Annotated in this window: 22 protein-coding genes; 5 read left to right on the top strand and 17 right to left on the bottom strand. The window is 42.2% G+C overall.

Annotated features, from left to right (window positions below; translation table 11 throughout):
* Window positions 1–120 precede the first annotated feature (120 nt).
* The 3 genes from IQ274_RS32185 to IQ274_RS32175 all read right to left on the bottom strand — a co-directional run bounded on the left by IQ274_RS32185 (window position 121) and on the right by IQ274_RS32175 (window position 2,972).
* Entirely contained in the window at window positions 121–1,302 is a 1,182-nt protein-coding gene (locus IQ274_RS32185; RefSeq protein ID WP_194144685.1) for a sensor histidine kinase, read from the bottom strand.
* A 76-nt stretch (window positions 1,303–1,378) separates the two neighbouring features.
* On the bottom strand, window positions 1,379–2,407 hold the full coding sequence (locus tag IQ274_RS32180; RefSeq protein ID WP_194144684.1) for an NAD-dependent epimerase/dehydratase family protein: 1,029 nt from the start codon (window positions 2,405–2,407) through the stop codon (window positions 1,379–1,381).
* Between the two features lie 259 nt (window positions 2,408–2,666).
* Window positions 2,667–2,972: a hypothetical protein gene (locus IQ274_RS32175; protein ID WP_194144683.1), complete on the bottom strand. Its 306-nt coding sequence runs from the start codon at window positions 2,970–2,972 to the stop codon at window positions 2,667–2,669.
* Between the two features lie 762 nt (window positions 2,973–3,734).
* On the opposite strand from IQ274_RS32175, the gene IQ274_RS32170 reads away from it, so the two are divergent.
* Window positions 3,735–4,091 (top strand): hypothetical protein, encoded by a 357-nt coding sequence (locus IQ274_RS32170; protein ID WP_194144682.1) that lies wholly within the window; start codon window positions 3,735–3,737, stop codon window positions 4,089–4,091.
* Between the two features lie 225 nt (window positions 4,092–4,316).
* Here the strand turns inward: IQ274_RS32170 and IQ274_RS32165 are convergent, their stop codons facing one another.
* Together IQ274_RS32165 and IQ274_RS32160 are read right to left on the bottom strand one after the other, a co-directional pair.
* Complete coding sequence (locus tag IQ274_RS32165) at window positions 4,317–4,784, bottom strand: hypothetical protein (protein ID WP_194144681.1); 468 nt, start codon at window positions 4,782–4,784, stop codon at window positions 4,317–4,319.
* Between the two features lie 236 nt (window positions 4,785–5,020).
* Window positions 5,021–5,200 carry a hypothetical protein gene (locus tag IQ274_RS32160; RefSeq protein WP_194144680.1) on the bottom strand — a complete coding sequence of 60 codons (180 nt, stop codon included), beginning with the start codon at window positions 5,198–5,200 and terminating at the stop codon, window positions 5,021–5,023.
* A 12-nt stretch (window positions 5,201–5,212) separates the two neighbouring features.
* Here IQ274_RS32160 and mobV point away from each other — a divergent pair, with 12 nt between their 5' ends.
* Window positions 5,213–6,946: a MobV family relaxase gene (gene mobV, locus IQ274_RS32155; protein ID WP_194144679.1), complete on the top strand. Its 1,734-nt coding sequence runs from the start codon at window positions 5,213–5,215 to the stop codon at window positions 6,944–6,946.
* Window positions 6,947–7,266: 320 nt separating this feature from the next.
* Here mobV and IQ274_RS32150 read toward each other — a convergent pair whose 3' ends face one another.
* The 6 genes from IQ274_RS32150 to IQ274_RS32125 all read right to left on the bottom strand — a co-directional run bounded on the left by IQ274_RS32150 (window position 7,267) and on the right by IQ274_RS32125 (window position 14,218).
* Window positions 7,267–7,839: a PEP-CTERM sorting domain-containing protein gene (locus tag IQ274_RS32150; protein WP_194144678.1), complete on the bottom strand. Its 573-nt coding sequence runs from the start codon at window positions 7,837–7,839 to the stop codon at window positions 7,267–7,269.
* A gap of 185 nt (window positions 7,840–8,024) precedes the next feature.
* On the bottom strand, window positions 8,025–10,013 hold the full coding sequence (locus tag IQ274_RS32145; RefSeq protein ID WP_228058517.1) for a hypothetical protein: 1,989 nt from the start codon (window positions 10,011–10,013) through the stop codon (window positions 8,025–8,027).
* A gap of 789 nt (window positions 10,014–10,802) precedes the next feature.
* Entirely contained in the window at window positions 10,803–11,786 is a 984-nt protein-coding gene (locus tag IQ274_RS32140; RefSeq protein ID WP_194144677.1) for an NHL repeat-containing protein, read from the bottom strand.
* A 607-nt stretch (window positions 11,787–12,393) separates the two neighbouring features.
* Window positions 12,394–12,555 carry a hypothetical protein gene (locus IQ274_RS32135; RefSeq protein WP_416209861.1) on the bottom strand — a complete coding sequence of 54 codons (162 nt, stop codon included), beginning with the start codon at window positions 12,553–12,555 and terminating at the stop codon, window positions 12,394–12,396.
* Window positions 12,556–12,716: 161 nt separating this feature from the next.
* Entirely contained in the window at window positions 12,717–13,175 is a 459-nt protein-coding gene (locus IQ274_RS32130; protein WP_228058516.1) for an I66 family serine proteinase inhibitor, read from the bottom strand.
* 527 nt (window positions 13,176–13,702) lie between these two features.
* Entirely contained in the window at window positions 13,703–14,218 is a 516-nt protein-coding gene (locus tag IQ274_RS32125; RefSeq protein ID WP_194144675.1) for a helix-turn-helix domain-containing protein, read from the bottom strand.
* Between the two features lie 422 nt (window positions 14,219–14,640).
* On the opposite strand from IQ274_RS32125, the gene IQ274_RS32120 reads away from it, so the two are divergent.
* Together IQ274_RS32120 and IQ274_RS32115 are read left to right on the top strand one after the other, a co-directional pair.
* Complete coding sequence (locus IQ274_RS32120; RefSeq protein ID WP_194144674.1) at window positions 14,641–14,793, top strand: hypothetical protein; 153 nt, start codon at window positions 14,641–14,643, stop codon at window positions 14,791–14,793.
* A 362-nt stretch (window positions 14,794–15,155) separates the two neighbouring features.
* Window positions 15,156–15,617, top strand: a complete 462-nt coding sequence (locus IQ274_RS32115) for a response regulator (RefSeq protein WP_194144673.1) — start codon at window positions 15,156–15,158, stop codon at window positions 15,615–15,617.
* Window positions 15,618–15,827: 210 nt separating this feature from the next.
* On the opposite strand, the gene IQ274_RS32110 is transcribed toward IQ274_RS32115, so the two are convergent.
* From IQ274_RS32110 to IQ274_RS36980, 3 genes are all read right to left on the bottom strand, one after another.
* Entirely contained in the window at window positions 15,828–16,232 is a 405-nt protein-coding gene (locus IQ274_RS32110; RefSeq protein ID WP_194144672.1) for a hypothetical protein, read from the bottom strand.
* A gap of 137 nt (window positions 16,233–16,369) precedes the next feature.
* A complete protein-coding gene (locus IQ274_RS32105) occupies window positions 16,370–16,765 on the bottom strand; it encodes a tyrosine-type recombinase/integrase (RefSeq protein ID WP_228058515.1) in 396 nt (131 codons plus the stop codon).
* A complete protein-coding gene (locus IQ274_RS36980) occupies window positions 16,710–16,973 on the bottom strand; it encodes a hypothetical protein (protein ID WP_228058514.1) in 264 nt (87 codons plus the stop codon). The genes IQ274_RS32105 and IQ274_RS36980 overlap by 56 nt, the downstream gene beginning before the upstream one ends.
* A gap of 1,017 nt (window positions 16,974–17,990) precedes the next feature.
* On the opposite strand from IQ274_RS36980, the gene IQ274_RS32100 reads away from it, so the two are divergent.
* Window positions 17,991–18,683 carry a hypothetical protein gene (locus IQ274_RS32100; RefSeq protein ID WP_194144671.1) on the top strand — a complete coding sequence of 231 codons (693 nt, stop codon included), beginning with the start codon at window positions 17,991–17,993 and terminating at the stop codon, window positions 18,681–18,683.
* 689 nt (window positions 18,684–19,372) lie between these two features.
* Here IQ274_RS32100 and IQ274_RS32095 read toward each other — a convergent pair.
* From IQ274_RS32095 to IQ274_RS32085, 3 genes are all read right to left on the bottom strand, one after another.
* Entirely contained in the window at window positions 19,373–19,828 is a 456-nt protein-coding gene (locus IQ274_RS32095) for a nuclear transport factor 2 family protein (protein ID WP_228058513.1), read from the bottom strand.
* A complete protein-coding gene (locus IQ274_RS32090; protein WP_194144670.1) occupies window positions 19,804–20,337 on the bottom strand; it encodes a hypothetical protein in 534 nt (177 codons plus the stop codon). The genes IQ274_RS32095 and IQ274_RS32090 overlap by 25 nt, the downstream gene beginning before the upstream one ends.
* Before the next feature lie 230 nt (window positions 20,338–20,567).
* Window positions 20,568–23,975: a plasmid replication protein, CyRepA1 family gene (locus IQ274_RS32085; protein WP_194144669.1), complete on the bottom strand. Its 3,408-nt coding sequence runs from the start codon at window positions 23,973–23,975 to the stop codon at window positions 20,568–20,570.
* Window positions 23,976–24,071 lie beyond the last annotated feature (96 nt).

Here is a 24,071-nt window from a genome sequence, read left to right as displayed (position 1 = left end):
TGTGATTGATGGAGTTCAAAGAAGAGGAGAAAAGGGGAACTACAGTACGCAACGTGTAAGATTTAACTCTAATTCTTCTGCTTAATCATTTGTTACATACCTATAAATTTTCTCCCCGACTTACTTAGATAAGCCCAAACCAGTACCTTGACCGACAGGTTTGGTGGTAAAAAATGGGTCAAATATTTTTGAACGTACTTCCTCTCTCATCCCCATACCATTATCACTAATATTGATGGACACCCATTCTTCATCTATTACTTGTGTACAAATTAAAATCTGAGGAATTTGCGATTGTTTTTCTGTTTCTAGACCTACTTCTAATGCATCAATTGCGTTACTGAGAATATTCATGAATACTTGGTTAATTTGACCTGGATAACATTCTATCAGTGGTAAATTACCATATTTTTTAATAACTTTAATTTCTGGATATTGGCTTTTTTTTGTCTTGAATTGATGTTGTAAAATCATTAAAGTACTATCAATTCCTGAATGAATATCAGCTTGTTTTAGCTCGGCTTCATCAAGACGAGAAAAGTTGCGTAAGGAAAGAACAATTTCCCTAATACGCTGCGTACCTAATTTAATTGACTTGAGTATTTTGTTCAAATCTGAAGCGATGAAATCGATTTCAAATTCTTCTAAAGCCTGTTGAATATTGTCTGTAGGATTTGGATAGTCTTGTTGATAAAGCTCTAATAACTTTAATAAAACCTGAATATATTCTTCGGTGCAGCTAATATTACCATGAATAAAATTTACTGGATTATTAATTTCATGAGCAATTCCGGCTATCATTTTACCCAAACTAGACATTTTTTCATTTTGAATTAGTTGGGTTTGGCTTTGTTGGAGTTGAGTGAGTGCTTGCTCTAAGGCTTTGTTTTTTTCTTGAATCAAGTTCTCGGCAGCTTTGCGATCACTAATATCTTCAATACTAGACCAAATAAATTGTTCGCCATGACGCTCAACGATGACACCAGATAGTTGCACAGGAATGAGAGATCCATCTTTGTGAATGTATTCTTTTTCATAAGGTCCATAGCGTCCGATTGTTTGCAAGCTTTGCAGTTGAAGTTGTTCTGCATCGGCATACTTTTCAGGCGTTATTTCCCAATAGGTTAAAGATGGTAGCTCTTCCGGTGTCCGTCCCAAGATATTTGCATAGGCGGTATTGGCATACAACAATTGCCCATTCATGTTGCACAGTAGCAATCCAATTGAAGATTTCTCGAATAGGTCGCGATGGTAAGCTTCGCTCTCAAGCAAAGCCGCTGAGGTGCTTGTTGGACTCATCATAGGTTTGGGTGGGCAATGTCACCACAATCTGGTGGAATTATTACTAGGATTCCCAAACATCAGAGTGATCGCACCATCAATTAAGTAAGCTCATACTGGGGACACTCTTTTGCCAATAGCTTGGATGTGCCATGCTCCACTTGATATAGCGCTCAATTCCAGCTTGTATCGACAACGTTTTCGGCAAGTGCGAATATAGGGCATTAAACAGAGTATTATCCGCTTTCCGTCCCCGTTCACCTTCATCTGGCACCGGTCTAAAGTCGATTGCAATATCCAAATTCAAGGTTTTGATGATGATTTGTGCGATCGCTTTGATCGTGGTGTTATTGCCAGAACCGCGTTGAATTGGTTTTTTCGGCAATTGATTGGTCTTGGGCAGCCAGAGGTTCACCAACCACTGCGTAATATCTGTCACGTAGATAAAGTCGCGACCTTGACGACCAGTACCCCAAACTTCGAGATCCTGGGTGGGATTGTTCAATGCGCGTGAGATCAGTGCTTGGATGACTTGGGCATTTTGGCTTTTCATAATGCTGCGAGGACCATACACATTATGAAAACGCACGATTGCAGCATTGGTTTTGGTCAATCCCTGCAAATGCATGGCGATTGCCTTTTCCCCCAAAAGCTTCTCAGCGCCATACAGAGTATGCATTTCCCCTTGCCAAGCTTGATGCTCTTTCAAGGCACGATGTGGTGATGATAGTTGCATTGGATAAACACAGGAAGAACTGGCATAAATTAAATTTGGCACTTCATGTTGCAACACGGCATCAAATGTATTGGTATCAATCAGTGTATTGTTTCGCCAAATCTGGATGCCTTGACTTAAAGCATAGGCAATCCCGCCCACATCAGCCGCCAGATGATAAACCGTGTGGATGTCCCGAAAGTATTTATGGGCTGAGGGATCACGCAGATCGGCCACAAAATAGTTTTTCCCAGGCTGAATCGCAAATCCCACGTTTTCGAGATTGGCTTTGGTGCCTCTTGATTCATTATCTAAAACTTTGACATCAGCCCCAATTGCTAACAAATCACTAACCAACTGTGAACCAATAAAGCCCGCGCCACCTGTCACCAACACCGGTTTCTCAGACAAATAATGTAACGCCATGCAAAATGCTCCTACCCACAAACTTCAGTCAATCAACGCACTGGGCTAAATTAACTTATTTAAACTCAATTACAAATAAATACAAATTTTATCTAAGTATTATTACATAAAACCACATTTTTAATAACAATTCCGTTGAATATCAGCCAGAACAGCATGAAAGAAACTACTATTACCGCGAGGGTAGCTATGCATTAGTCACATCTTTCGTAACAAAAGGGAAAAAATAGAATAAAGGTCACAACTATGTAAAATATTCATTTTTCGGTTTGACTTCCTTCGCCTTCTTTTCAAAAAGCTGAATTCCTGCGTCAATGATCTCAAAACCGTTAGGAGTTCGCACGCCAAGCTTGCCCGATATAGCCCCAGCCCAGTCTGCAAATTCCGAGGTGCTAGTTTCAGCCTTCCGCCAACTTTTGGCATTAAATTGAGCAGTGAAAACTATGCCGTTCTGATCAGTTAACTCGATTGCAACTTTCTTATTCTCAAGAGGTGTAGCTGTTGGTAGTGAGCCACTAAATTTTATTGTCACTTCGCTTTTGGCTTCCATCGCTTACCCCTGGCTCATCATCAATTTAATTTTTTCGTTCCTGATTCTATCTCGGATTAGGTTGACCACAAGATGCGCGATCGCTCGGCTATCGTAGTTAGATCACTTTCAAAGTAAACGTTGAGCATTCTCCTTGAAACAGAACCAAGACTCAACATTAAATCTACAAAAATTTACCCCGTTTTTGACCCCTTATTAAGAATTATTCCGAAAAGGCGAAAACGCCTATACCGTAATCCCTTCAGCCTTTATAAATAAACCTTGTGAAAGATTACAATTGTGCTTTGATTTTGCTGTTTTGTGCATGACACCGAAAATCGCCCAAATTCTCGATTTTCACCAATTCTCACCAATTAAACTCAATATATCCCAATCCTACAGAACGCAAATTCAAATTCATAGCTGATTTTTTTACCTCTTCAACATCTTCCAGTCACCAAATTCTCATTAGCTTCATAGATCCCAATAAATCCCAAAAGTCACCCGATTTATCCCCATATTTACCTACTAATTTTAAACACGCTAATTAGCGCATAAACTTTGTAATCCATCTTTTTTTGACGCACAGTACGCCATATTTGGCGGAAAGTTTGTTGAGCCAAAAATGGATTTGAGTAATTTTCAAATCACTTGGAGCAATTTAAACTACTTTAATACTACATAAGTAATATAAAGGAACGCGATCGCCCCATTCCCCATTCTCAATTCCTCCATGCCTACCCAACAAAAACAAGGTTTTTTTGTTTTGGTGGCGGGGTGGCGATGGCTACATCGGGCGGTTACGCCATCGCGCATAGAAAATTTTACAAGGTTGGTAGCTCCCGGTTTGATTTTGGGATTGCTAAGAATAGTGTCTTGAGTGGTGTATTAGTCGTGAGCAAGCCAGAACAGCCTTCAGAACAAGATAAGCCTGACGAAAAACAAATGATTGTCGAAGGTCTTCTGTTCGTTTTCGTGTTGGTTCCAGCTATATTGTTCGTTTTTAGTATGATTATTACGGATTATTTGGCTCAAACACCACCAGTTCGGTCGTTTGATGATGCCGCTAGAAATTCAAAAACTCTATGCGAATCAAGCAAGCAAAACGAAGGTGGCGATCCTGGGGATTGTCGCAAATGAAATAAAAAATCTTTACTGCACCCAACTCGAAGAATTGGAAGAAGAACAAAATTTTTCTTGTCTCAAGTCTGCCCAAGTCTGCCCGTGGGCGCTCATAGGCAGACTTGGGCAGACTGGTTTTTGAGTAAGAAAATACACAATGGCTTACTTATAAACCCCGGTTAATATAAGGTGATTAGTAAGATTTTAAGTAGTGAATTGATGCAATGAGCTTTTTTTCAACTACTACTGGACATTAAACAGGTTGTTAATCTGCTTTATTTCTTCTGGAAGTTCTAGTTCTATCAAATCGTCAACGTCCTCATCCAAGGTTTGGTCATCCGAGGTGGACACAAGCGTTTCATCATTCAAGTTCTGATTATTTTTAGTGTCCGTTACATTTGTTGGAGAAGTGCTTAACCCGATTGTGTAGGATGAAGGTAATTTTTCTATGCCGGCTATCCTTCTAACTGTGGCAAGTTTTCCTTCTAATTTCTCGATCGCAGACCAACAAGCTTTACTTAACTCTTCAGAACTGACTTGACCCTCTAATGCTTCTGCCAACCAAAAAGCAGTCAGAGCTTCCATTGAAAATTCAGTGGCGGCTTTATTAGAGGGATGGTTCAATAAATATTGAATCACCTTACCCTCCCAAGATTTAGACTTGCGTTTAATTCTTGGCAACTCAACATAAAAGTTGCGTTTTTCGCTCATCTTGTCTCCTAAGTAGTACAACGTTTATCGTATAAAAACCTATCTGTAATTTTTATGAGTCTAACAGTGGTGTAAATGAGTTGAAGAGTGATGTAAATGAGTTTAAAAGGGGTGGGAAAAATCGCTCGAATTGGTAAGCGATTGAGATTGTAATGAGTATTATAGTGGTTTAAATGAGTTTTTTAGTGGTGTTTGGGGTAAAAACTGTAATCAGGCGCTGAATAGAGCTCAAAAGCTTACACAGCAAGCTTTTGAGCCGCCGGAGTGGGACTGCCACCAAAAATTTTCGGTAGGGTGTACCATGACTTAGGTGTACCCACTACACCTTTTTGCCCTGCGGGTGGCTTTCGCCATTTCTCGCTTCGCTCAAACAAAAAGGTTTCGTGGGGTCTGCGACGCTCTAAACCCAATTTCACGAGTGAACGGAGATGCCTTACGCTATTGCACGTATCAAAAAGCTAAAGCGCAGTAACTTGGCAGGCAGTGAAGCGCATACCGCAAGACTTAGAGAAACGCCGAACGCTGATCCATCCCAAAATAATATCAGGTTCATCGGTCATCACAATCCCAATGAATCATTAGATCAATTGGTGATGGAGAGGATAAGAGAACAGAAGCGGAAGATTCGCCCGGATGCGGTGTACGCAGTAGAGATTTTATTGACCGCTTCACCAGAATACTTCCGCCCCGATTGCCCAACACAAGCCGGCTACTATGAACCCGAAAGAGTCGATTCTTGGTTAGAGGCATCTAAAAAATGGTTAGAGTCGCAGTACAGCTCACGCGTAGTCAGGGCAGAGTTGCACTTAGACGAAGCCACCCCACACATCCATGCTTACTTTGTTCCCTTGGATGATTTGGGGCAACTCAGAGCCAAGCACTTCTTTGACGGTCGGCAGAAAATGAGGCAGTTCCAAGATTCTTATTCTGCGGCCACCGAACATCTGGGGCTAGAGCGTGGCATTAAGGGAAGTAGGGCGCAACACCAGGACATCAAAGATTTTTACAGCATCGTCAACTCTGGCATTGAACCAAATAGCAGTTTGACTCCAGCCCAATTACAAGCCAAAGCCGCCCTCAGCGACAGAGCGCAAACCAAAAAACAGGAGATAGAAGCCACAGCCAAAGCTCTGGTAAAAGAAATTGAAGCCAAAGACCAGCAAATTAAACAATTACAGACAGAGAAACTTCTTCTTCGGCAGCAGACAGAACAACTGCGCGACTTGCCACTTGTTGATGTCGCCTGGGAGTTGGGGCTACACAATGACCAAGGAAGATGGAAGGGCCACGGACACATCATTAATATAGATGGGCCCAAGTTTTACGACTTCGCCCCCGAACAACAGAAGGGTAGCTCAGGTGCAATTGATTTGGTGATGCACGTTAACAATTGCAATGTACGGCAAGCGGTCGTCTGGTTACATGAGCGATTTGGTGAGTCGGGGGCTATTGGAGCAGCGATCGCTAAAGCTCAAAAAGTGGCTACTGAAATTATCCAGTTAGAACCACGCGACAAATTCAGGCTACCAGTTGAGAATAAAGCCAAGTGGTCTTCTGTCTCCAACTACCTGACCCAGAAACGGGGGATACCTGAAAACTTTGTGGAAGTTCTGCATAAGCGGGGGTTAGTTTATGCTGATGACCAGCAAAACGCTGTGTTCGTCATGCGGAATCTTGGCGAAGAACCCCAGGCAATAGGAGCATTCCTGCGGGGGACACGGGGCGAAAACAACACTTTCAAAGGTTATGAGAAAGGGACTAAGCGGCGTGAGGGCTGGTTTTACTTTCACTTAGGCGGCCAGTCAACAGATCCTGTAGAGAAAGTGGTGTTTTTGAAATCGCCCATCGATGCCGTGTCTTTTGCCATGCTGGAATATCAGCTTAGAGGCGACGTGCCACCCAATAGAACTTTGTACATGGCGGTAGATAATCCCAAAAGCTTACCAGTAGAGCAATTGCAGAATATTCCTAATTTACAAGTGGCGTTTGACTCGGACGATTCTGGTAATGCAGCTGCACGAGTTGTTAAGGAACTACTGCCACAGTCCAAGAGGATCAAGTGCAAAGCTGACGATTGGAATCAGCAGCTTATAGATTATGGGCAGCAGTTAAGGCAACAGCAGCAACAGCAACGCCAGCAGGATGATGAATTGAGTCTTTAATAGTCAGCGTTCTAGTAGTGAACTGTACAGTCCCCTTTTGTAGTATAAATGTAGTTGTTTAGTTTAATGTGATTGAGCGAGTTAAATTTATTTGATGGAATTAGAGTGTTATTCTTACTCACTTATCTTCCAATAAGCTTAAAGTTAATGAGTTTATTACCCGATTTCGCAACAAGCACCTACATAAGTGTTTAGAAAACTCTAGTAAGATGTCTATCGACAAAAAGGAATTGACATACCGCGTCTGACAACGGTTGAGCAGACTATTACAGCGAGAATAATAGTCTGCTGTGTTAGGCTACTTTTACCCCTAAATGCTTTTATGAGGCTTTCTTTCGGGAAGCTACTGCTTGCTTTCGTTTCCTCCACCAGCCAAAACCAAGAGCAATTAATGAGCCACCTACTGTATGAGGTTCGGGAACAGGACGTGGATTGATACTAAAGTTGCCATAATCCACATCACTTGAAAGCTCTGAATAACCTTCACTAAAACTACTGTAGAATACGTTAACGTTCCCCTGACCGTCTTCCCCGCTACCGGAAACCAGGTAAGAAAAACCGTTTTTGCTTAACAGTGGCTTACTGGCATTCAACAGATTATCGTTGACACCGTATGTACCCGGTGAGAGCAACCCGATTATTGTCTCTGCAATTCCTTGAGCTGTCCTTATCCCACTTATACCTGTGATTGTGTAATTGTTGTTTATGGGGTCTAGATCAGTTGTAGTAAGAGTGCCGCTAGCTGAAATAGCCGTACCATTTCCTTCGTAACTGGGAAAAGAATACTGAAAATCAAATAACTGTGCAGCTTGCGCTGTAGAATACGCACCGACAACAGTCAAGCCGACAACAGCACTAGCGCAAGCAATGCCAAGCTTTTTGACTAATTCCATCAGATAATTCTCCAAAAAAATAAAGTAAAAATTCTGGTAGGAGTCAGAATATTCTTTCTTCTGGCTCCCAAATCCCTGTTTCCAAACTAAAAGTAATATCTTTGAGAGCAACTCTGTATTACTTTTGCCCGAAGTTAGCGTCGGATGAAAGTTAGATTTACTCTTTGTATCAGCCTCAGTTTCAATTAGAAGCTCCCAGGAACGTCATCAAGTGCTAGTAAGAAATTAATCAGGTCTGTTTGCTGGTTTGGATTAAACCCAGCCGGCCTATCTACATAGAAGTCATGACCTGTGCCATCAAGGTTACTACGCACTAAACTAGGGTTAGCTTTGTTGGCTTTCACGACTTTTGCGCGAAGTTCACGATCGACTAAGGCACGCAAGCTGCTAGCAGCATCGGCAGGTATACCAAGGCTTAGAGTGCCAGTTAGCCCTAACCCGCTCTTGTCAAAAACCGTAAAGCTACCATTTGAGTCAACTTTCAGACTTCCTGCCCGTACAGCTGCACCACCATCATGCAAATATGGCGCACTTAAATAAAGACCACGCAAGGAAGCAGTTTTGTAACCACCTTTTGGCAATATACCTTTGGGTAGAGTTGTGGGAGTGTCGGAGATCCCTTGCGTTGGTACATCCAACACTTCAGCATCAGCAGGTATGGGAACGGGAGTGTTGAAAGTGTATAACTTGGGTGGCACTAACAATTTATTCAGCTCCAGGCGAGATTGAGCGCGGGCTGGATTAGTACCAATTTCATCGAGTGAATGAATTTTGTTGTCAGTGAAGAAGGGTGGAATATGGCAAGTTGCACAATTAGCTTTCTCAAATACCTTTGCTCCACGCTTAACAGAATTGCTGTTTAACGCTTGCCAGTTTTCCGAAGTCTGGTTGGCAGGTGGTACTAAGCTATTTTGAAAAGCAGACATAGCGTTGTCAGCAAAGAGGAAAGTCCCACTGGCAATATCTCCAGGCTTTCCAGTATTTGGACTGAAAACTAAACCGTTGTAAGTAAATAAACTGGGACGCAGGTTTGGATAAGTTCCTGTGCCAGGAGCGGGAATTTGGTCTTCTAATTCTGCTTCTGTAGGATTCGGTGCGATTACCCCCCGCAGCCATTCAGAAGGTTTTACTATCACTCCTTCTGGTAAACGTAGACTGGGAACGGCAGCATTTTGAAGAAATGTACCAATATAAACTTCTGGATCAATACCAAGAGTCTCTGCACTGAGTTGAGCAGCTGCCAATAGATTGATTTCTGAAGAATGAACACCGTTGCTGACAGCGCTGAGTCCCGCAAATGGCCCCACTGCAAACTGTCCATCAAAGAAATAAGGCTGATTCTTAAATGTGAAAATACTGGGTATTTGAGTAGTATTGTTGATACTATCTGAAGAACTTTCAAAATTACCAAAAGGTACATCCAATACTGCATCGTCAAAAGCTTTTTCAAACTTTTCGGGATCAGGTAATTCTACTTTATTACCTTTACTATCTAGAATAATTTTCCCATTGCCTTGGTATTGTGGGTTTAGGGGATTAAACTTTAAACGCGAAAACGCCGCAGAAGAATTTGGTGCTAAAGCAACTAGCAAGGGTGTGGCAATTTCGCCATTAGGTACTCCCAAAAGACGTTCACCCTTATTTGAAAGGGATACATGGCAAGCAGCACAGCTAATATCAATCTTGGGTGTGATTCCCAGCCCAATCGGAAAAGTTCCTCCCTTTTCCATTTTTAAGCCTGTATTGACAACAGTTCCTTTGGGGAAAGTTCGACTACCTAATGCTATATCCTTCTGAAGAATAATTTGTAAGTTCGTTGTTGGCTGACCTTGCAACTTAACTATTGCTGTCTGTAATTCTGGTAAAATTCTAGCAATGCCAAGTCCAAAACCAAATACCCCTTGCAAACCGAATATATCTCCAATCTTACGGTTGAAAAATATATTTTCACCTTGCGCTATTAATTCCTTAGTAATTTTTACTGCCCCAATCCGTTGATAGGAAGTTGAGTCATTAGGATCTAGTCCTTTTTCTGTCACTACTTGCGCTGCTTCTTGAGGGTTAAGTAGTTTACCAAAATAGTCGTAATAGCCTAGCACTTGAGTCGGTGCAGGTTGCAAAAGATCGATTTTTGCGAAGGCTGTCTGGCTTGTCACCAACCAATTTGATAACAAGATGCCAAAAACACTAATGATAAAAACGCAGATTAATAAGAAAATTTTGGTTTTTGAAGTAGAAAATACCCTAATGACACCAGTCTTAGGGTTGTTTTTTTTTGTTTCATAGTGAGCAATACACTAAAAGCTTACAAGTAGATATATCACACTATTACGTAAATATATGCAAAGTAAAAACATCAAGTAATAATGATGAAATTACTTCTGTTCTGGGGCGCGCATTGAGTTTATCCAAATACTGCTCTAAGAAAATTAGCGGTTTTTCCGCCTACTGTAAGGCACATTCAGGAATGCCCCCTGAGTAATGGTCGGATTAGATGTTATTTATTACTCTGTTTACTTAAGTGTTAGTAGATTGATAAGTTGTTGTAAAGCGATTTTCAAGAGTCAGTGAGCGCCCAAGGCATTGAGACATATCTTGCTACTATGGGCATATATAGATAAATCCTTATACCGAAACAGAGTTATTCTCTTCTGTTCTTTAAAGAACATATACCACATCATTCGCCCCCTAGAAGGAGGTATTTTTATGGCGGTAGTGGTCAGCGCAAGAGCTGGGGATATGAATGAATCGAGAAGACTTTGACGCGCTGATTACACGTATTAGCCCAATCGTGTAACTACTAACTGTATATTGATGTCAAGTAAGAAAATTGAGTAAGAAATAGAATTGATTGACTTGCTCAAAAGCCTTTTTTATAAAGGTTATGGCGAGGAGCTACCGCGTAACTTCCTTACTCGCTCACAGAGGGCAAACGTCAAAGCCATTATCGCACAATAAAGTACTTAAAAAGCCCTAATTCGTTTCATAGCTGAACTAACACCAACTGCACCTAAAACAAGAAGACCAAGAGTAGTAGTAGCTTCAGGAACTGGCTGAGGAACTGATTCTCTTTGAAAGAGTAGATTTGTAGGAAAACTAAGACCACCGCTGCTGCTAGAAACAAAAGTATCGATAAATGTTCCACTCGTCCCATTGAAGCGCAATACTGAATTTTCAAACTGACTAGTTACATACAGATTATTATCAGGGCCAAAAATAAGACTCATGCTATCTGTTGTGCCTGGAATATTGTTAGCGAAGGTGTCTATTAAACTTCCAGTTTGACCATTAAACCTCAGAACTTGACCATTCCCCCCAGAACCATCAATAGCAAGATATAAGTTATTATCAAGCCCAAAAACTAGCTCTTGAGGGCCATTATTTCCGCCAGTTGCGAAGACATCAATGAAAGCACCAGTTGAGCTATTGTAGCGTAGAACTTGGTTGGAGATTCGGCTCCCAACATATAGATTTCCATCAGGGCCAAAGGTTAATCCTTCAGGCCCATTGAGTCCACCACTGCCTGTAGAAACAAAGTTATCAATCAATGCTCCAGTACTACCATTAAAACGAACAACTCTATCATTAGAAAAATCTGTCACGTAGAGATTCTTATCAGATCCAAAAGTAATGCTAGTGATCAGGCTATCGATAGAAGCAAACGTATCAATGAATGTACCTGTTGTCCCATCGTAGCGGCGGATGGCACCTGTATTCATGCCGACATATAAATTACCATCAGGGCCAAAGGTTATACTGGTAGGGCCATCACCAGGTAGCCCTTTAGCAAAAATACTAATAAATTCACCAGTTGTATCATCGAAGCTAAGAACGTCGCCATTGTCTAAGCTGCCAACAAGGAGAGCCGCCTCTGCACTACCAGTCCAACCTAGTACAGGGGTCAATGATAGACTGAGTGTGATTAATACTCGAAAAAGACTTTTCATTATTTCCAAGAAGCTGTTGCTGACTAGTGTTATTAATAAATTTATCAATTTTTTCCATAAGACAATCAGCAAACCAAAAAGTTTTTTATACAAGCTGGCTGGCGGTCAGTTGAAAACGGCTGTGACTTGAATCATAAGTTAGTTCTTGGCAACTTTTGGTGATTATTAAAGGTGTAACTTAAAGGAAAAGATGTTTTAAACACTACACCCAACACGCTTATCCCCAACACCCTGTCCTGACGAGGTTTCAGGTTTTCTTCGTGCCATTCGATTCAGATCCAACTTGAAGACAAGATTGTGATGCAGAGTTTCTGTAAACCTTGCACCGCAGAATTTTTTATAGTTTTATTCTTTCTTCCCTCTGCCTAAACAGCCCACTATTAATGATCACCAAAAGCTGACAAGAACCAGAATGTGGTTTCAAAATCGCCTTGTTTGCAGTTTTATCGCTGGATGTTTGCAGTTCGCTACACCTACTTGAGCGCAACATTAACTTTTTGGCAGGTGATCGCGGTATTGAGATGATTGAATTGAGAATACTTTGAGGCTCTGATTACATATAAGAGCCATTACGTGGAATAGGTGGCTCAAACTCTTCTGGCTTCATTTAGCGCAACAATGCCCGAAACCCAGCTTGAACAAAATGTAGATCAGCAGTAACTGCATCTGTCAAACCTTGTTCCCACATCACTACAAAAGAAATACAGTCTGTCAAACCCCAAGTTTTATCAGGACGCTCGTTATAGGTGGTGAGCCGGGATATGACCAAAAACCTGCAAGATGACCTGAAAAGGCTTGATTTTCCGTTATAACTCCTGGGTTTTTTGACTTTGATGTAGCAATTTTTCAAAAGCACGCAGGATAAGGATTTTCAGATCATCTTGCCGAAAATTACACACATCCCGGCTCAATACCATGTAGGCTACAATCCTACGCCTTTTCTATAAGCCACTGTGGGATCTCTATGCCTTTTGGGAGTGCTAAGACGCGTTTGGGCAGGAGAGACCGATCCTCTATAAAGTATCTACCGACACCGTTCCCGGAGCTATTTGTCAGTATCTGGGCTAGGTACACTGGTAATTCGTCTGCTAGCACCACAATGCGAAAGAGTTGGTTTGGCGCGGGGGAGCCGGAGTTTAAGGGTTGAACCGTGATCTGTTCCGGCTCCTGCGAATCTTCGCTGATGGAAGCAGTCCACGCCTTGGAGCGGTCATTCGTCTGAATTATCACCACGTCCTTGCCACTTGCGGGGACGGGGGTGATTAGCCACTTCTCTCCTGGTGGCTCCGGGAGGAGTGGAGCGAAGACCTTTTCGTCGATTACCGCCGTCGATGCTCCCGAATCTTTCAGGATATAATTCCCATTAAGAATGGTCATATTGTCTCTCATAATTTGTTATTTTCATAGCTTTACGTGAAAGCCAAGGACAGTTCAAGGACAGTTAAGACAGTTAAGAAAGTTAAGCAAACATTCAAATAAACTTCATATAACAGCTTGATTGCTTAATAGAAAATTCATAATGCCTACTAAGCCCCAACCGCGCACTGTTCTTGCGCGGTTGGGGCTCACAAAACCCTTGCTATTCATGCCTTTTAGCAAAATTATCAAAATTTTTCTTACTTCTGTTTCTTACTTTTCGCCCTATCATCAGTAAAAAACTCAGAAATTTGAAACATCATTGATTTAAATCTATAGTTGAGCTTATTCTCTTTAGCTCTTAAAAACTCTAGTTTAGTTAGTATATATTTGATAAATCGGCTGATGTCTGCAATTATTTGTTACATAAATAGCAGTCATGACAGCGATCGCATAAATGAACATTGGTATTGAATCTCGTCAAATGTCGCCACCGTTTCAAAGGGTTATACCTGCTATATGCTATTGGCGAGTTTTACAGTGTCGGAGTTTGGCGAGATTCAATACAGCTTATCAACGTACTCTTGTAAGTCACTGCGTTTAACTCGCCAACCCTTACCAATGACTTTGGCTTTTAACTCGCCTTTGGTAATTGCGTCTCGCAGGAATTCTCTAGACAACCCAGTTAGCGCTTGTGCCTCTGCAATAGTCAGTAGCAGCTTATCAGCGATCGGCACTACTGGCTGATTGTCACCTCTGCCCAGCAGCCCTTCAATGATTGAGGACAATTTATCAATTACCCCAATCTCGCCAAACTCCGCAATCTCGCCAGAAGAATGCACTAATTTACCTGTCTGTGGCTGTTGCTCTATCGCTATTTGGCGAGATTCAAAGGCAGGTTTTACGGTCGGTTGGTTTAGTTCTTCCTTGAATGCTTCCAGTTCGGTTTGGTCAAAGTTGGCAGTCGGGCGAGTTTTACCTTTCTCGTACTTGACGCTGATTCGCCCCTGTTGAACGTAGCGCTCTAAAGCCCTAACACTGACACCCAAGTAATCTGCTGCTTCCTGCTTATTCATAAATCTCGCCAAATATCGTAACTCGCCAAAATCCTATCAGTGATTGGCGAGTTTTGGCGAACTTTAGGAAGTAAAATCGAGCATTATTTAGTATGTTTTATTACTTCTTTTACTTACGCAATATTTTAGTATTTATTAATACAAGCTTAATGTTAGTTTTACTGCTCGATTGGGAACAATTATACTTGTAACCTAAGTAATTGACTATTTTTTTTATGGTGCAAGCTCCTCCTAGAACCGTCTTTAATCCACAAGGTACAGAACACAATGATTCTATAGTTTCAGTAGCTCCTCAACTACCTTTTTATATAGAAGTTAAAACAGATTCTTTAATAACAATAAAACCTAAATTACGAAGCAAAATTATGTCTACATTTTAAGGCGTTAACGAAATTGATTACAAGGGCTGCACCATTAAAACAATGGAAAACAGTCGTAGACGTTGGGACTGGAAGATTGATACTAAAAATACTAGCCTTACTATTATTATGGATTCTGGCACTAATTATTCCGAAATTGCAGCAATCAAACAGGCTAAAGAAAACATTGATAACGCAATTCGTAGTGCTTGGTAAATAAGTTGTGGTCGTAATATTTGGGTTACGATCCCAACCCAGCAAACAAGTTACAAAATACCTCAACTCCTTGTGTGTTCAGGCTTTGTATGGATGTCGTGAAACTATCAAATCCCGACTTGATAAAAATCAAGTGAGGGTACAAAGAATGAGGATTCTTGTAAAAGTAAATACTAACTTCCTTAATTCACACCCAATTTCTCAGTCTAAAGGAATAAGACTCAGGGTAGAGAAACTTGATTTAATAAATTGTTTTGCTAATTTACAAACAATTAATAGTGCCCACTAGGTAGCTAGTTAGCGCTAGCCACTAGTAGGACTTCCTCCGTAATTGAGTTGGCAACTAAGGAGGCCAATTTATCGTGGCAGAAAGTTATTGTGATGCGTATCTTGAAGATAATATAGATATCTTCAAAGGAATGAAAATTCTTGTAGTAGATGATACAAACGATTTTCTGCTCTTGACTACCTATATTCTTGAAAGCTATGGATTTCGGGTGATGACGGCATCCAATGCTTCAACAGCATTTGAAGTCCTTAAACAGTTTCGGGTGGATCTTTTAATTAGTGACATTGCTATGCCAGGAGAAGACGGGTATTTTTTGATACGGAAACTCAGAAAACTTCCGCAGTTCAAAACTAGAGAAATTCCAGCGATTGCTTTTAGTGGTTGTGCTGAAGGCAAGACGCGCTCAAAAGCTTTGGCATCTGGGTTTCAAACTTATCTTCAAAAGCCTTCAACCGCTACAGAGTTAATAACAGAAGTTGCAAAACTGCTACTAATAGAGTCTAAAAAAACTCCGATGTTTTTGGGCAAATACTAATAGTCAAATTGGCTTTGGGGCAGTTTGACGGTCACAAACCAATAATTTTTTCTTACTTCTACAACTTCTACGAACTGCTCAAATTTAACTACTATAAGAGCGATGGTTTTGTTAAGTCACGCTATTGCCCAAAGTCCAGTGCCTTCATGCAATCGCATTCTAGGTGAGCTTCATAAAACCATTGCTCTTATGTCCTATATTACATAACTGTTATTTTTCAGACCAATTAACAGTTAAGCTACCTGTATTATCGTAATACAAGTTCTTTTGATCGTTCATTAAAAACCATAAGGTTCCACCAGCAGGAACACTTAACTCATTTTGTATTCCTACTTGATAAGCAGTATTCCAGTCTTTGTTATTAGCTATCAGGGTAAATGGTGTGTAGTCGGGAAATTGCAAGTTCTCTAATAGCTCGCCTGGGAGACCTTCAGGGACTGTGATGGGATTAGCAGGGCCTGATTGCCACTGTCCATCAGCCTCAAAATGAATTTGAACTTCCGTGTTAGTTTCATTTTTGAAAGGCACGCCTTCGGCAGTATTAGCAGGAACGTTAAAAGATCCATTCCTTTTGTCATTAGTAACAGAATCGCCTGACAAAGTTGTTCTGATCATGCGGGTTTTCCAAAACAATTTAATTAACATTTATAGATATTTATAAACTGGATTTAATTAGCCTTTAGTTAGATTAACTAAATCAACCTTTGGTTGTACGAATTTATTTGTTCTTTTAGATATCCATTTCTCAACTTTTACAAATCACCCCAATCAAAATTCAGGAAGCGTCGAGCGTTGAGCTTTGTATATTTTTCAGTGTGTTTGATATCGCGGTGTCCTAGAAAGTCCTGAATTTCCCTAGTGTTATAACCCTGATTCACCAGATAGTAACCGCAAGCATGGCGCATCATGTGGCAGTGTACCTTGATATCAAGCCCAGCCTGTGCTGCCAATCGCCCAAGCAGCTTTCGCACCGCATCAGTAGACATCACCTCACCACGCTCGGAAACGAAAATATATTTGCTATCGGGCAGCATCTCTCTAAGTTCTTTGAGCAATTCCAGTTCATCATCTCTCAGGGGATGCACCCCAGAATCACTGCCCTTTTCCCTGGTGATGAAAATCTGACGTTCGGCCCACAGAGCGTGCATCCCACCTTAAGCCGCATTTAGCCCCTACAGCTTCCCCTACCCTCAGACCGTGGCGAAACATCATCAGCATCAGTGTATAATCACGGTGAGAATAACGAGCTTTGCGATCGAGGGCGGCATTTAGTAGAGATCGCACCTCACTTGGTGTAAGGTATTCTCTAGACCTGTAATGCTTGTTGGGTAGACGAACTGGGGGCGGTGGCCTCATTTACTCTTGCTGGTAGTGTCCGGTGTACGCGCTGTATTATGGACAGTCTACGCCACGATCCCTATTCCGACGTTGAGAGTCGCGCCACTTAAAAGTTATTGCGAACTATTATCAATTGATAAATACGTCCATCTTGGCTCAATGCCAAATAGCTAGTCTGCGATGCCTGCGATTTTCTCGTTGCGATCGCAGTCGTTGTCTAAACCATGACTGAAGATTAGCTGTATCTCTGACTGCGTTAGAAAGAAGGCGCTAAGTGCCGATTGATTTTCATTGCCACGAATTAATCACAAAGCGGTAATTAATAACTGAGGATAATGCACCTGCAAACAAAAAAACTACCAACCACTTAAGTCTGATAACATTCTTGCTAACTATGATTGTTAATTTTTTATGTAATTATGGTTACATTCTCGAATTTTACAGACACTAAACAGGCAGACAGCGAACAAGATTCGTAAATGTCTCCAACAGTTCAAAAAAAGTTTTGGTAAATCGATTTTCTCTATACCTAAAGTAGGAAAGGTAGGAAAGGTACGGAGTTTTTTTAAATACCTTGTCTAGTTTGCTAATAACCTGTAACTTGATAGCTATTACGTTTCTAGTCAGTCAGTAAAAACCATGAATCATCTGCTCTTCCCCTAAGCCAGGAAGGGTTTTTTGTTGGGTGACATAGAATCCCTATTCTAGATTGAAACCTTGTTTAAATGAGCATTGAAAATTTTGAGATGACTAGCTTTTGTCAATAAGATAGCGTAGGTGGCGAAAACCCTAATTTGACGTGAGCTATTCCAATCGAGGGAGCAAATGGTTTCACAGCTATTGGTCTGTTTCTACGTCAACCGCTTGTCGCCAAAAGGTAGTTGAAAAATCTAGCTAAAAGCCTTGAAAAGCATATCTGTTATTGAGGCTTTTCTGTCAATGCATAAGTCCTATTTACTTGTTAATATTTAAATAACAATATCTCTTTAGTATAGAGTAACAATTTTTTTCATCTACCTATAGTAATATATCTCAATGATTTTTTTCAATTCTTCTGAGCCGCTCCTTCGTGAAAAACAGCCAGAGCTAGATTTTCAAGATATTCAAGGTCTAGTGTGTCTAAACTATCAAATTGGAAATTTCACCCTTTTTTCAAAGTTTTATACTCAGGTAGATCAAGCATTTATTCTCTGGGGACTAATTTCATCTGGGATTTTCATCACCGCCCAGTTTCTACCCATTAGCTGGAGTAGCCAAGCGATTTTGTGGTCAGTACTTACCTTATTCGGTGCAGTCGGCATGGTAAGTTTAACTTGGTTTTGGGCAACTGTAGAACAGTTACGCTGGGTTGTTTGTAGTTGGGCAATTTTAATCCTAGCGGGTTTAATCCTGACTGATCTGAGCATTTTTTTGGGATGGGGAGAGGTCTTGATGCGTCTGTGTCCACTGTGGTTAGGATTAAGTGCCATCGGCTACCTTTACACCGGGGTAGGAATGCGTTCACGCACATTTGTTCTGATGGGGTTTATTCATTTGCTGGGAATCTTAGTTTTACCCTACTGCGGTGTCATGCAGTTTCTCTCAACGGGGCTAATTATGACTGTTAGTTTACTGTTACTAGCGGAATTACAGTGGGATATGCAATCTTCAAGTGATTACAACCAATTAACACCACAACAAAAGCAGTTCAACCAAGTACAGTCCCAACAACGTCAAATGAGCAGTTAACAATTCAAAATTCAAAAGAGTTTCAGACTTTTATTTAAACCCCGATGCTTCCTGAGCCTGTCGTTCGCGTAGCGTCCCGCTTTTTAAGGACTGAAACTCATTCTGAATTCTGACTCCTGAACGCCAGTTGCTCCACTACAGCGCAACTCTTAGAGACGCTTTGCGCTAAGCGAAGCTATGCCGTTCGCGCAGCGTCTCGTAGAGAAGGCTTTACGCGCATCCTGCGGCAGGGGAAACCCCAAGAGCGCACTGGCTCCTCCTGAATTCTGTTTGTTAAAATCTTACTTGAGATAGGCTTGGATAACCAATATAGCTCTCTCTCTTGGCTAGCTAGTATTCTTACCTTAGAGTGAGACTTTTTCACCTAACTGTTAGCTATTGTAGTCAATGAAAACAGAGAAAACTGTATGGGTGTTATGCCGCTGTGACCCATTATCAGACATCCAAGAAGAGCGAACGCAGATGTTTGAACAGTGTTGATCAACAGTGTTAATCAATTAAAGTCCTTGACGGTGTGGAGTTTCTGTCGCTTCCTCCACTTTATTATCACAGAGGGAAGGTTAAACCCTTCATCAGAGCGGTCTAAAGTGATAAACGTCTTGTGTTTTTACATTACAACTTCATTATTACACTCTAATCTTTTTAATTTATTTTGAAGTAAGGAGATTAGAGTTTTACAGTTAGTGCAACTATCTGTTAGCTGGCGTTTGTGTATCAAAATATTCACGCCAACGACTAATTTGACCGTCCCTGAAATCTACGACAATTACATCATCAGCTTTATTACGACGACCTGTCGCCTTTTCCGTATCTTCATAGTGCCATTCTACTGCTGCCTGATTTGCTCCAACAATAATCCGATGAATGTCTATTTTGACATCTGAATACTGTTGTTTAAAATGGGTAACTTCTTCTCGAATTCTTTCTTGCCCTCGCCACCATTGACCAGGCACGATTAGTTCTCCATCAACTGTAAATAATTGTGCAAGAGCATCGACATCTTGAGCAACCCATGCATCTTTAGCTTTTTCTATTAATATCTGAATATCTTCTTGGTTCATAGACTGACTGGCAAATAAAGGTGTGCTAAAAGTTAAGCTAACAAATATAGTTCCTAACACTAGCCATCGAGACAACCAAACCATCTAGATTTTTGTACCCTTCGGAACACGGAGATACAGGGAGTAGAACAGACAGGAATGAACTGCCATAATCCTGATAATTTAAACTCCAGGTCTTCTAACTCCCCTGAAACGGCATCTAGTTTTCGCCCTCTGTCAAAGCCCACTAACTGAAAAGCGATGCGATGCGGTTGCTCTCTGCGGGGAAAGTGAATTGCCTTTGGATAAACAACCAAACGCTGATTATGATTGCCAGTATTTTCTATTTCCTTCTTGAGAGCATTTAATACATCCCATTGTCGCTTGGAGTAGTAAAGTGGGTATTCATAGCTACCGATAGTAACAGTACTTTGTCCATCAGTAGTAAAGTTGACCGACCCAGTAATTACCCCAACAGCTTGAAATATTGCTGCTGGCGATTCAATTTCTGTTTCTGTTGGCGTATCAACATTTACTTGCTCTTCATCGGATGGAGTTTCAACTGTCGGTACTGCTTGGGTTGACTCAGGCGAGGTAAGTTCAGCAGATGCCATGATTATTGTTCTTTGATTGTTAATAGGGGAGAAATCGCGGTCTAATTCAATCTTAATTGTCTATCGAGTGTCTACATCACTGGCGGCATTGTCGATGCTGTTGGGGCGGGGCGTGAATGTCGGGAAATAAGATTATCACGGCATCGGAACAAAAGCTGAACACACAAAGACTTGAGCCATCTAGCAACGGGCCTTCAAAGTGTGATCGCACTTATTGGGAAACGGGACTATCACGCCATCCATTCCACCCAATCGGGCGCTTTATCCACCAGTTGAGCAAACTTTTGAGGGTCAATATCCTCAAACTTGAAGATCACGCCCCACCGCTCATCAATCGTTAGTGTACTGAGTAATTCTTTAACTGACTCCACCCCATATTCAACCCGCTCAATCGCCAACTGAGCATAATATTTAACCCGTTCCCACCAAGAAATACTGTCTGCTTCATCTGTGTCCATACCCCCCCGATTATTACTTCCATCTTCATTAATGGGGGGTGTGGACGACGATGAAGAAGGCATGGGGGCAGGGGGGCAGGGGGGCAGAGGAGATATTTGTACTACTTTTCCCCTCTGCTCCTCTGCTCCTCTGCTCCTCTGCTCAACACCATACTGAGCCTGCATTCTAGCTGCGTAAGCCACATCTCGCTCAAGTGACTCTTGCCGCTTTCGTTCCCTCTCTTCCCGTTGCCTTTGCCGATACTCCAGAACCTTCTGGATAAACTTGACATCCTCAGTATTGAGCCGATAATACCGAACCCTTTGACCGTCCTCCATTGGTCTTCGTGACTCAGTAGACAATCCGAGTTGCCAGAGGAACTGCCCCAAAATCCAAACTGGAGACTCCGATAGCGGGATGGTCAGATTGAGAATACCTTTAACGTGAGAGGCGTTGCGCTTGGAAAACTCAGCCAAAACCTGAATCATCGCCTCGTCCCCTTTAATCTCAACGCCAGCCATCAGATCCACTAGCACTGCTCTCAGCCCCAGCCGATGACGCATCAACCACGCGGTAGAATGATTGCTCCAGTCAGTACAGATTGCCAAGCGCGAGCGCTCCGACTTATCGCGTTCCACTACAACAGAGGGCGGTGCAACAAACTCTCGCCCAAGGTCGTCATCGGTAATCATTTCCCCCGGAGCTGCCAATATTGCCTCTAGTGCGACAATCTTCTTAATTAACCGCCCAGAGTCATCTTGCTCAACCAATTCCGGGGTAACGCTCATGCCATAAGTATCCTGTATGCGGAACTTCTCACATTCCAAAACCTCTTCTGGCTTGAGGTAGTCTTGGTGCTGCCTAGCCGTATAAGTCCTTCTATCAATATCTTTGGCATTAGCAACCTTGCGAAAATGTTCCTCATCGATGGCAATACCTGCCGCTTTCATCCACCGGGAAGCCCCCTCATCGGTTGCATCACCCACAGGCACAATCGTATTGCCCATTTCCTCTAAGAGCGATCGCAAATCAGCCCGTAAATTATTAATCGACCAATTCCGTTGCCCTTCAATCTGACAACTGGCATCTAATGCCCAATCCTTCTCAGCCCCACGTTTGCCCGTTTCCCGGTTAATGCGAATCAGAAAAGCGGTCATCTCATTTGTCTGAAGAATCTTCTCCTTGATGCGTCGGGCATTGGTTTCGGCGTAACCAAATGGAGGACGCGGAGCAACCCAAACATACATGGAGACATCTGGACGATACCGCCATAATTGCTGGGCGCATTCTGTAGCCGACTGTGAGACAGCATGAAACACGCCAAACACGGCATCAAAATGATAGCTGGAAATGTCAACCCCTGAACTGAGACTGGGAGTAATTAAAAAAGCGTCAAGATCCTTAATGGCAACGTTAATCTCTCTGATGAAAATCACATTCTCTTCAGAGCCGCTATTTTCCGAGTGAATAGCCCATACCCGTAACTGTCGGTCTTCGGCTGATTCCGGTATATTATCATCAGGCGTATCCATCGATGTCCCGTCATTCAGCGCTCGTTCCAACTTTTTGATGAACCGCTTGCTGTCACTGACCATCATCAACTTTTTACCCAACATGAGTTGAGCGTGGAACTCGGCAACGATTGCGCTGCTGTTTCTCCCCTCGTACCAATGAACTTGACGACCACCTGAGCGATACAGGTTTTTGATGATGTAGGGTTTTTCACCAGTCGGTCGCAAATTCATGAAAAACTCAATGGTCAAATCATCCAAGTGAGCATCAGCTAAAACAACCAGCTTGGCGTTGTAAACTAGATACTCAAGCACTTCCAGAATCGCCCCCCGGTGTTCTTTGCAGGTTTTGGACTTCAGCAAGTGAGCGAGATACTGGCAGGCTTCATCAATAAATAGAATATCGTAAGCCTGTAAATCGTTCGCCATTTTATACAGAGAATCCACGGTAATGCTGAGAGCTTTTACCTGACCCCAATCCCCGCAAGAAATCGCGGAGTACATTGCTGTTTGTAAGCGATCACTGAGATTCTTGAGCAGAGTGACCCGATGCCCATTGTTCAAAAAACTGAGTTGGGGGTTCTCTCTTCTGAGAACTGCCAAGATTTCAGTCTTTCCTGTTCCCATATCGGAAACCAAACCAACTAACCCCGATTGAGGCAGAGAGTGTATTGCAAGTGAGAGATAGCGAGTATTAACTGTCACATTGGGCTTGTACTTGTAAAGTCCCCTAGCTCGGTTAATGAAAAATCTTTGCTTGTACTCGCTGATTCTCAAGGCATCAGCAATCATTGTGGTCACGGCTTTATCCGCCTTTTTACCCAAAGCCACAACCCAATCGTCAATTCCTTTCTCTGGCCCTGGCAGCAGCGCTACTTCACATTGGCAACAAAGTTCTACAATTGCAGAAGCTGTGCGGCGTGTGGCTTGAAAAATCTGCTGTTTGGTTTTGGGTTTGCTTTCGTAGTCGAATAGAACAACGAATTTACGCCCTTTTTGAGTCATTGGGACTAAATCAGGGTGAAGTCTTTCTAAATCCTCTTTGCCCACTCGACCATTCCAGATTCCAGGGAGTGCGATCGCCACAAAGCCCAAAGTTAGGAGACAACCTGCTTTCTTCTCTCCCTCTGTAAGGATTACAGGGATTTCGGGATGTGCCATTACCCAAGCCCAAAAACCTAACGCCTCTCCTTCTTCGGTAACGGTAATATGTTCTGGCATCGGTACGTTATACCGGAGTGATACCAACCGCCATAAATGTAGGGGCATTCTCAAGTAGGTAACTCGGTTGGGAGTTTTGGGTGGTGATTCGTACTTGACTGGCTTTTGAGTTTGCTGCTGTGTTGTCTTGTCCCATTCCAGTCTGGGATAATCTGGTTTCATCCGTCCCCAGTCCATCGCCAACCAATCATTAAGCGGGTCAAGTCCGCTAACCCACCATGCGCCGTTTTCCGCGTGGGCATATCGTTTCAAGTAGCCATCACGCAGTCGCCCATCGTTACGTCTGGCAGTTTGAGGTAGGGCGCATAACAGATATTCGTACACTGAGGGGCCACTAAGAGAGCGGACATTCAAAGCTGTTAACTTTGGGTCAACACCTGAACCAATAACCCACTCTTGCCAATGGCTTTGAGTTAGCTGGTCGTTTCCATTAGCTTCATTGATGCTAATTACATTGGTTTGTGCCATTTTGATAACCTCCGATAATGGTTGTATTCATCGGAGCTACCCACTGTTAATGGCTAAAGTAGCAGTGCTGGTATCAAGTGTTGCCAATAGCTAACC

The organism is Nostoc sp. LEGE 12447, from assembly GCF_015206985.1.
In the GTDB taxonomy this organism is placed as follows: Bacteria; Cyanobacteriota; Cyanobacteriia; order Cyanobacteriales; family Nostocaceae; genus Nostoc.
This window is presented reverse-complemented; position numbering and strand designations above follow the sequence as displayed.

Excerpts from the sequence above, each read along its gene's own strand:
- IQ274_RS32175 (WP_194144683.1), bottom strand. The coding sequence starts at position 2,972 with ATGGAAGCCAAAAGCGAAGTGACAATAAAATTTAGTGGCTCACTACCA.
- IQ274_RS32100 (WP_194144671.1), top strand. The coding sequence starts at position 17,991 with ATGATTTTTTTCAATTCTTCTGAGCCGCTCCTTCGTGAAAAACAGCCA.
- IQ274_RS32140 (WP_194144677.1), bottom strand. The coding sequence starts at position 11,786 with ATGAAAAGTCTTTTTCGAGTATTAATCACACTCAGTCTATCATTGACC.
- mobV (WP_194144679.1), top strand. The coding sequence starts at position 5,213 with ATGCCTTACGCTATTGCACGTATCAAAAAGCTAAAGCGCAGTAACTTG.
- IQ274_RS32185 (WP_194144685.1), bottom strand. The coding sequence starts at position 1,302 with ATGATGAGTCCAACAAGCACCTCAGCGGCTTTGCTTGAGAGCGAAGCT.
- IQ274_RS32090 (WP_194144670.1), bottom strand. The coding sequence starts at position 20,337 with ATGGCATCTGCTGAACTTACCTCGCCTGAGTCAACCCAAGCAGTACCG.
- IQ274_RS32120 (WP_194144674.1), top strand. The coding sequence starts at position 14,641 with ATGGAAAACAGTCGTAGACGTTGGGACTGGAAGATTGATACTAAAAAT.
- IQ274_RS32165 (WP_194144681.1), bottom strand. The coding sequence starts at position 4,784 with ATGAGCGAAAAACGCAACTTTTATGTTGAGTTGCCAAGAATTAAACGC.
- IQ274_RS32130 (WP_228058516.1), bottom strand. The coding sequence starts at position 13,175 with ATGAGAGACAATATGACCATTCTTAATGGGAATTATATCCTGAAAGAT.
- IQ274_RS32105 (WP_228058515.1), bottom strand. The coding sequence starts at position 16,765 with ATGCACGCTCTGTGGGCCGAACGTCAGATTTTCATCACCAGGGAAAAG.
- IQ274_RS36980 (WP_228058514.1), bottom strand. The coding sequence starts at position 16,973 with ATGAGGCCACCGCCCCCAGTTCGTCTACCCAACAAGCATTACAGGTCT.
- IQ274_RS32150 (WP_194144678.1), bottom strand. The coding sequence starts at position 7,839 with ATGGAATTAGTCAAAAAGCTTGGCATTGCTTGCGCTAGTGCTGTTGTC.
- IQ274_RS32110 (WP_194144672.1), bottom strand. The coding sequence starts at position 16,232 with ATGATCAGAACAACTTTGTCAGGCGATTCTGTTACTAATGACAAAAGG.
- IQ274_RS32170 (WP_194144682.1), top strand. The coding sequence starts at position 3,735 with ATGGCTACATCGGGCGGTTACGCCATCGCGCATAGAAAATTTTACAAG.
- IQ274_RS32125 (WP_194144675.1), bottom strand. The coding sequence starts at position 14,218 with ATGAATAAGCAGGAAGCAGCAGATTACTTGGGTGTCAGTGTTAGGGCT.
- IQ274_RS32085 (WP_194144669.1), bottom strand. The coding sequence starts at position 23,975 with ATGGCACAAACCAATGTAATTAGCATCAATGAAGCTAATGGAAACGAC.
- IQ274_RS32095 (WP_228058513.1), bottom strand. The coding sequence starts at position 19,828 with ATGGTTTGGTTGTCTCGATGGCTAGTGTTAGGAACTATATTTGTTAGC.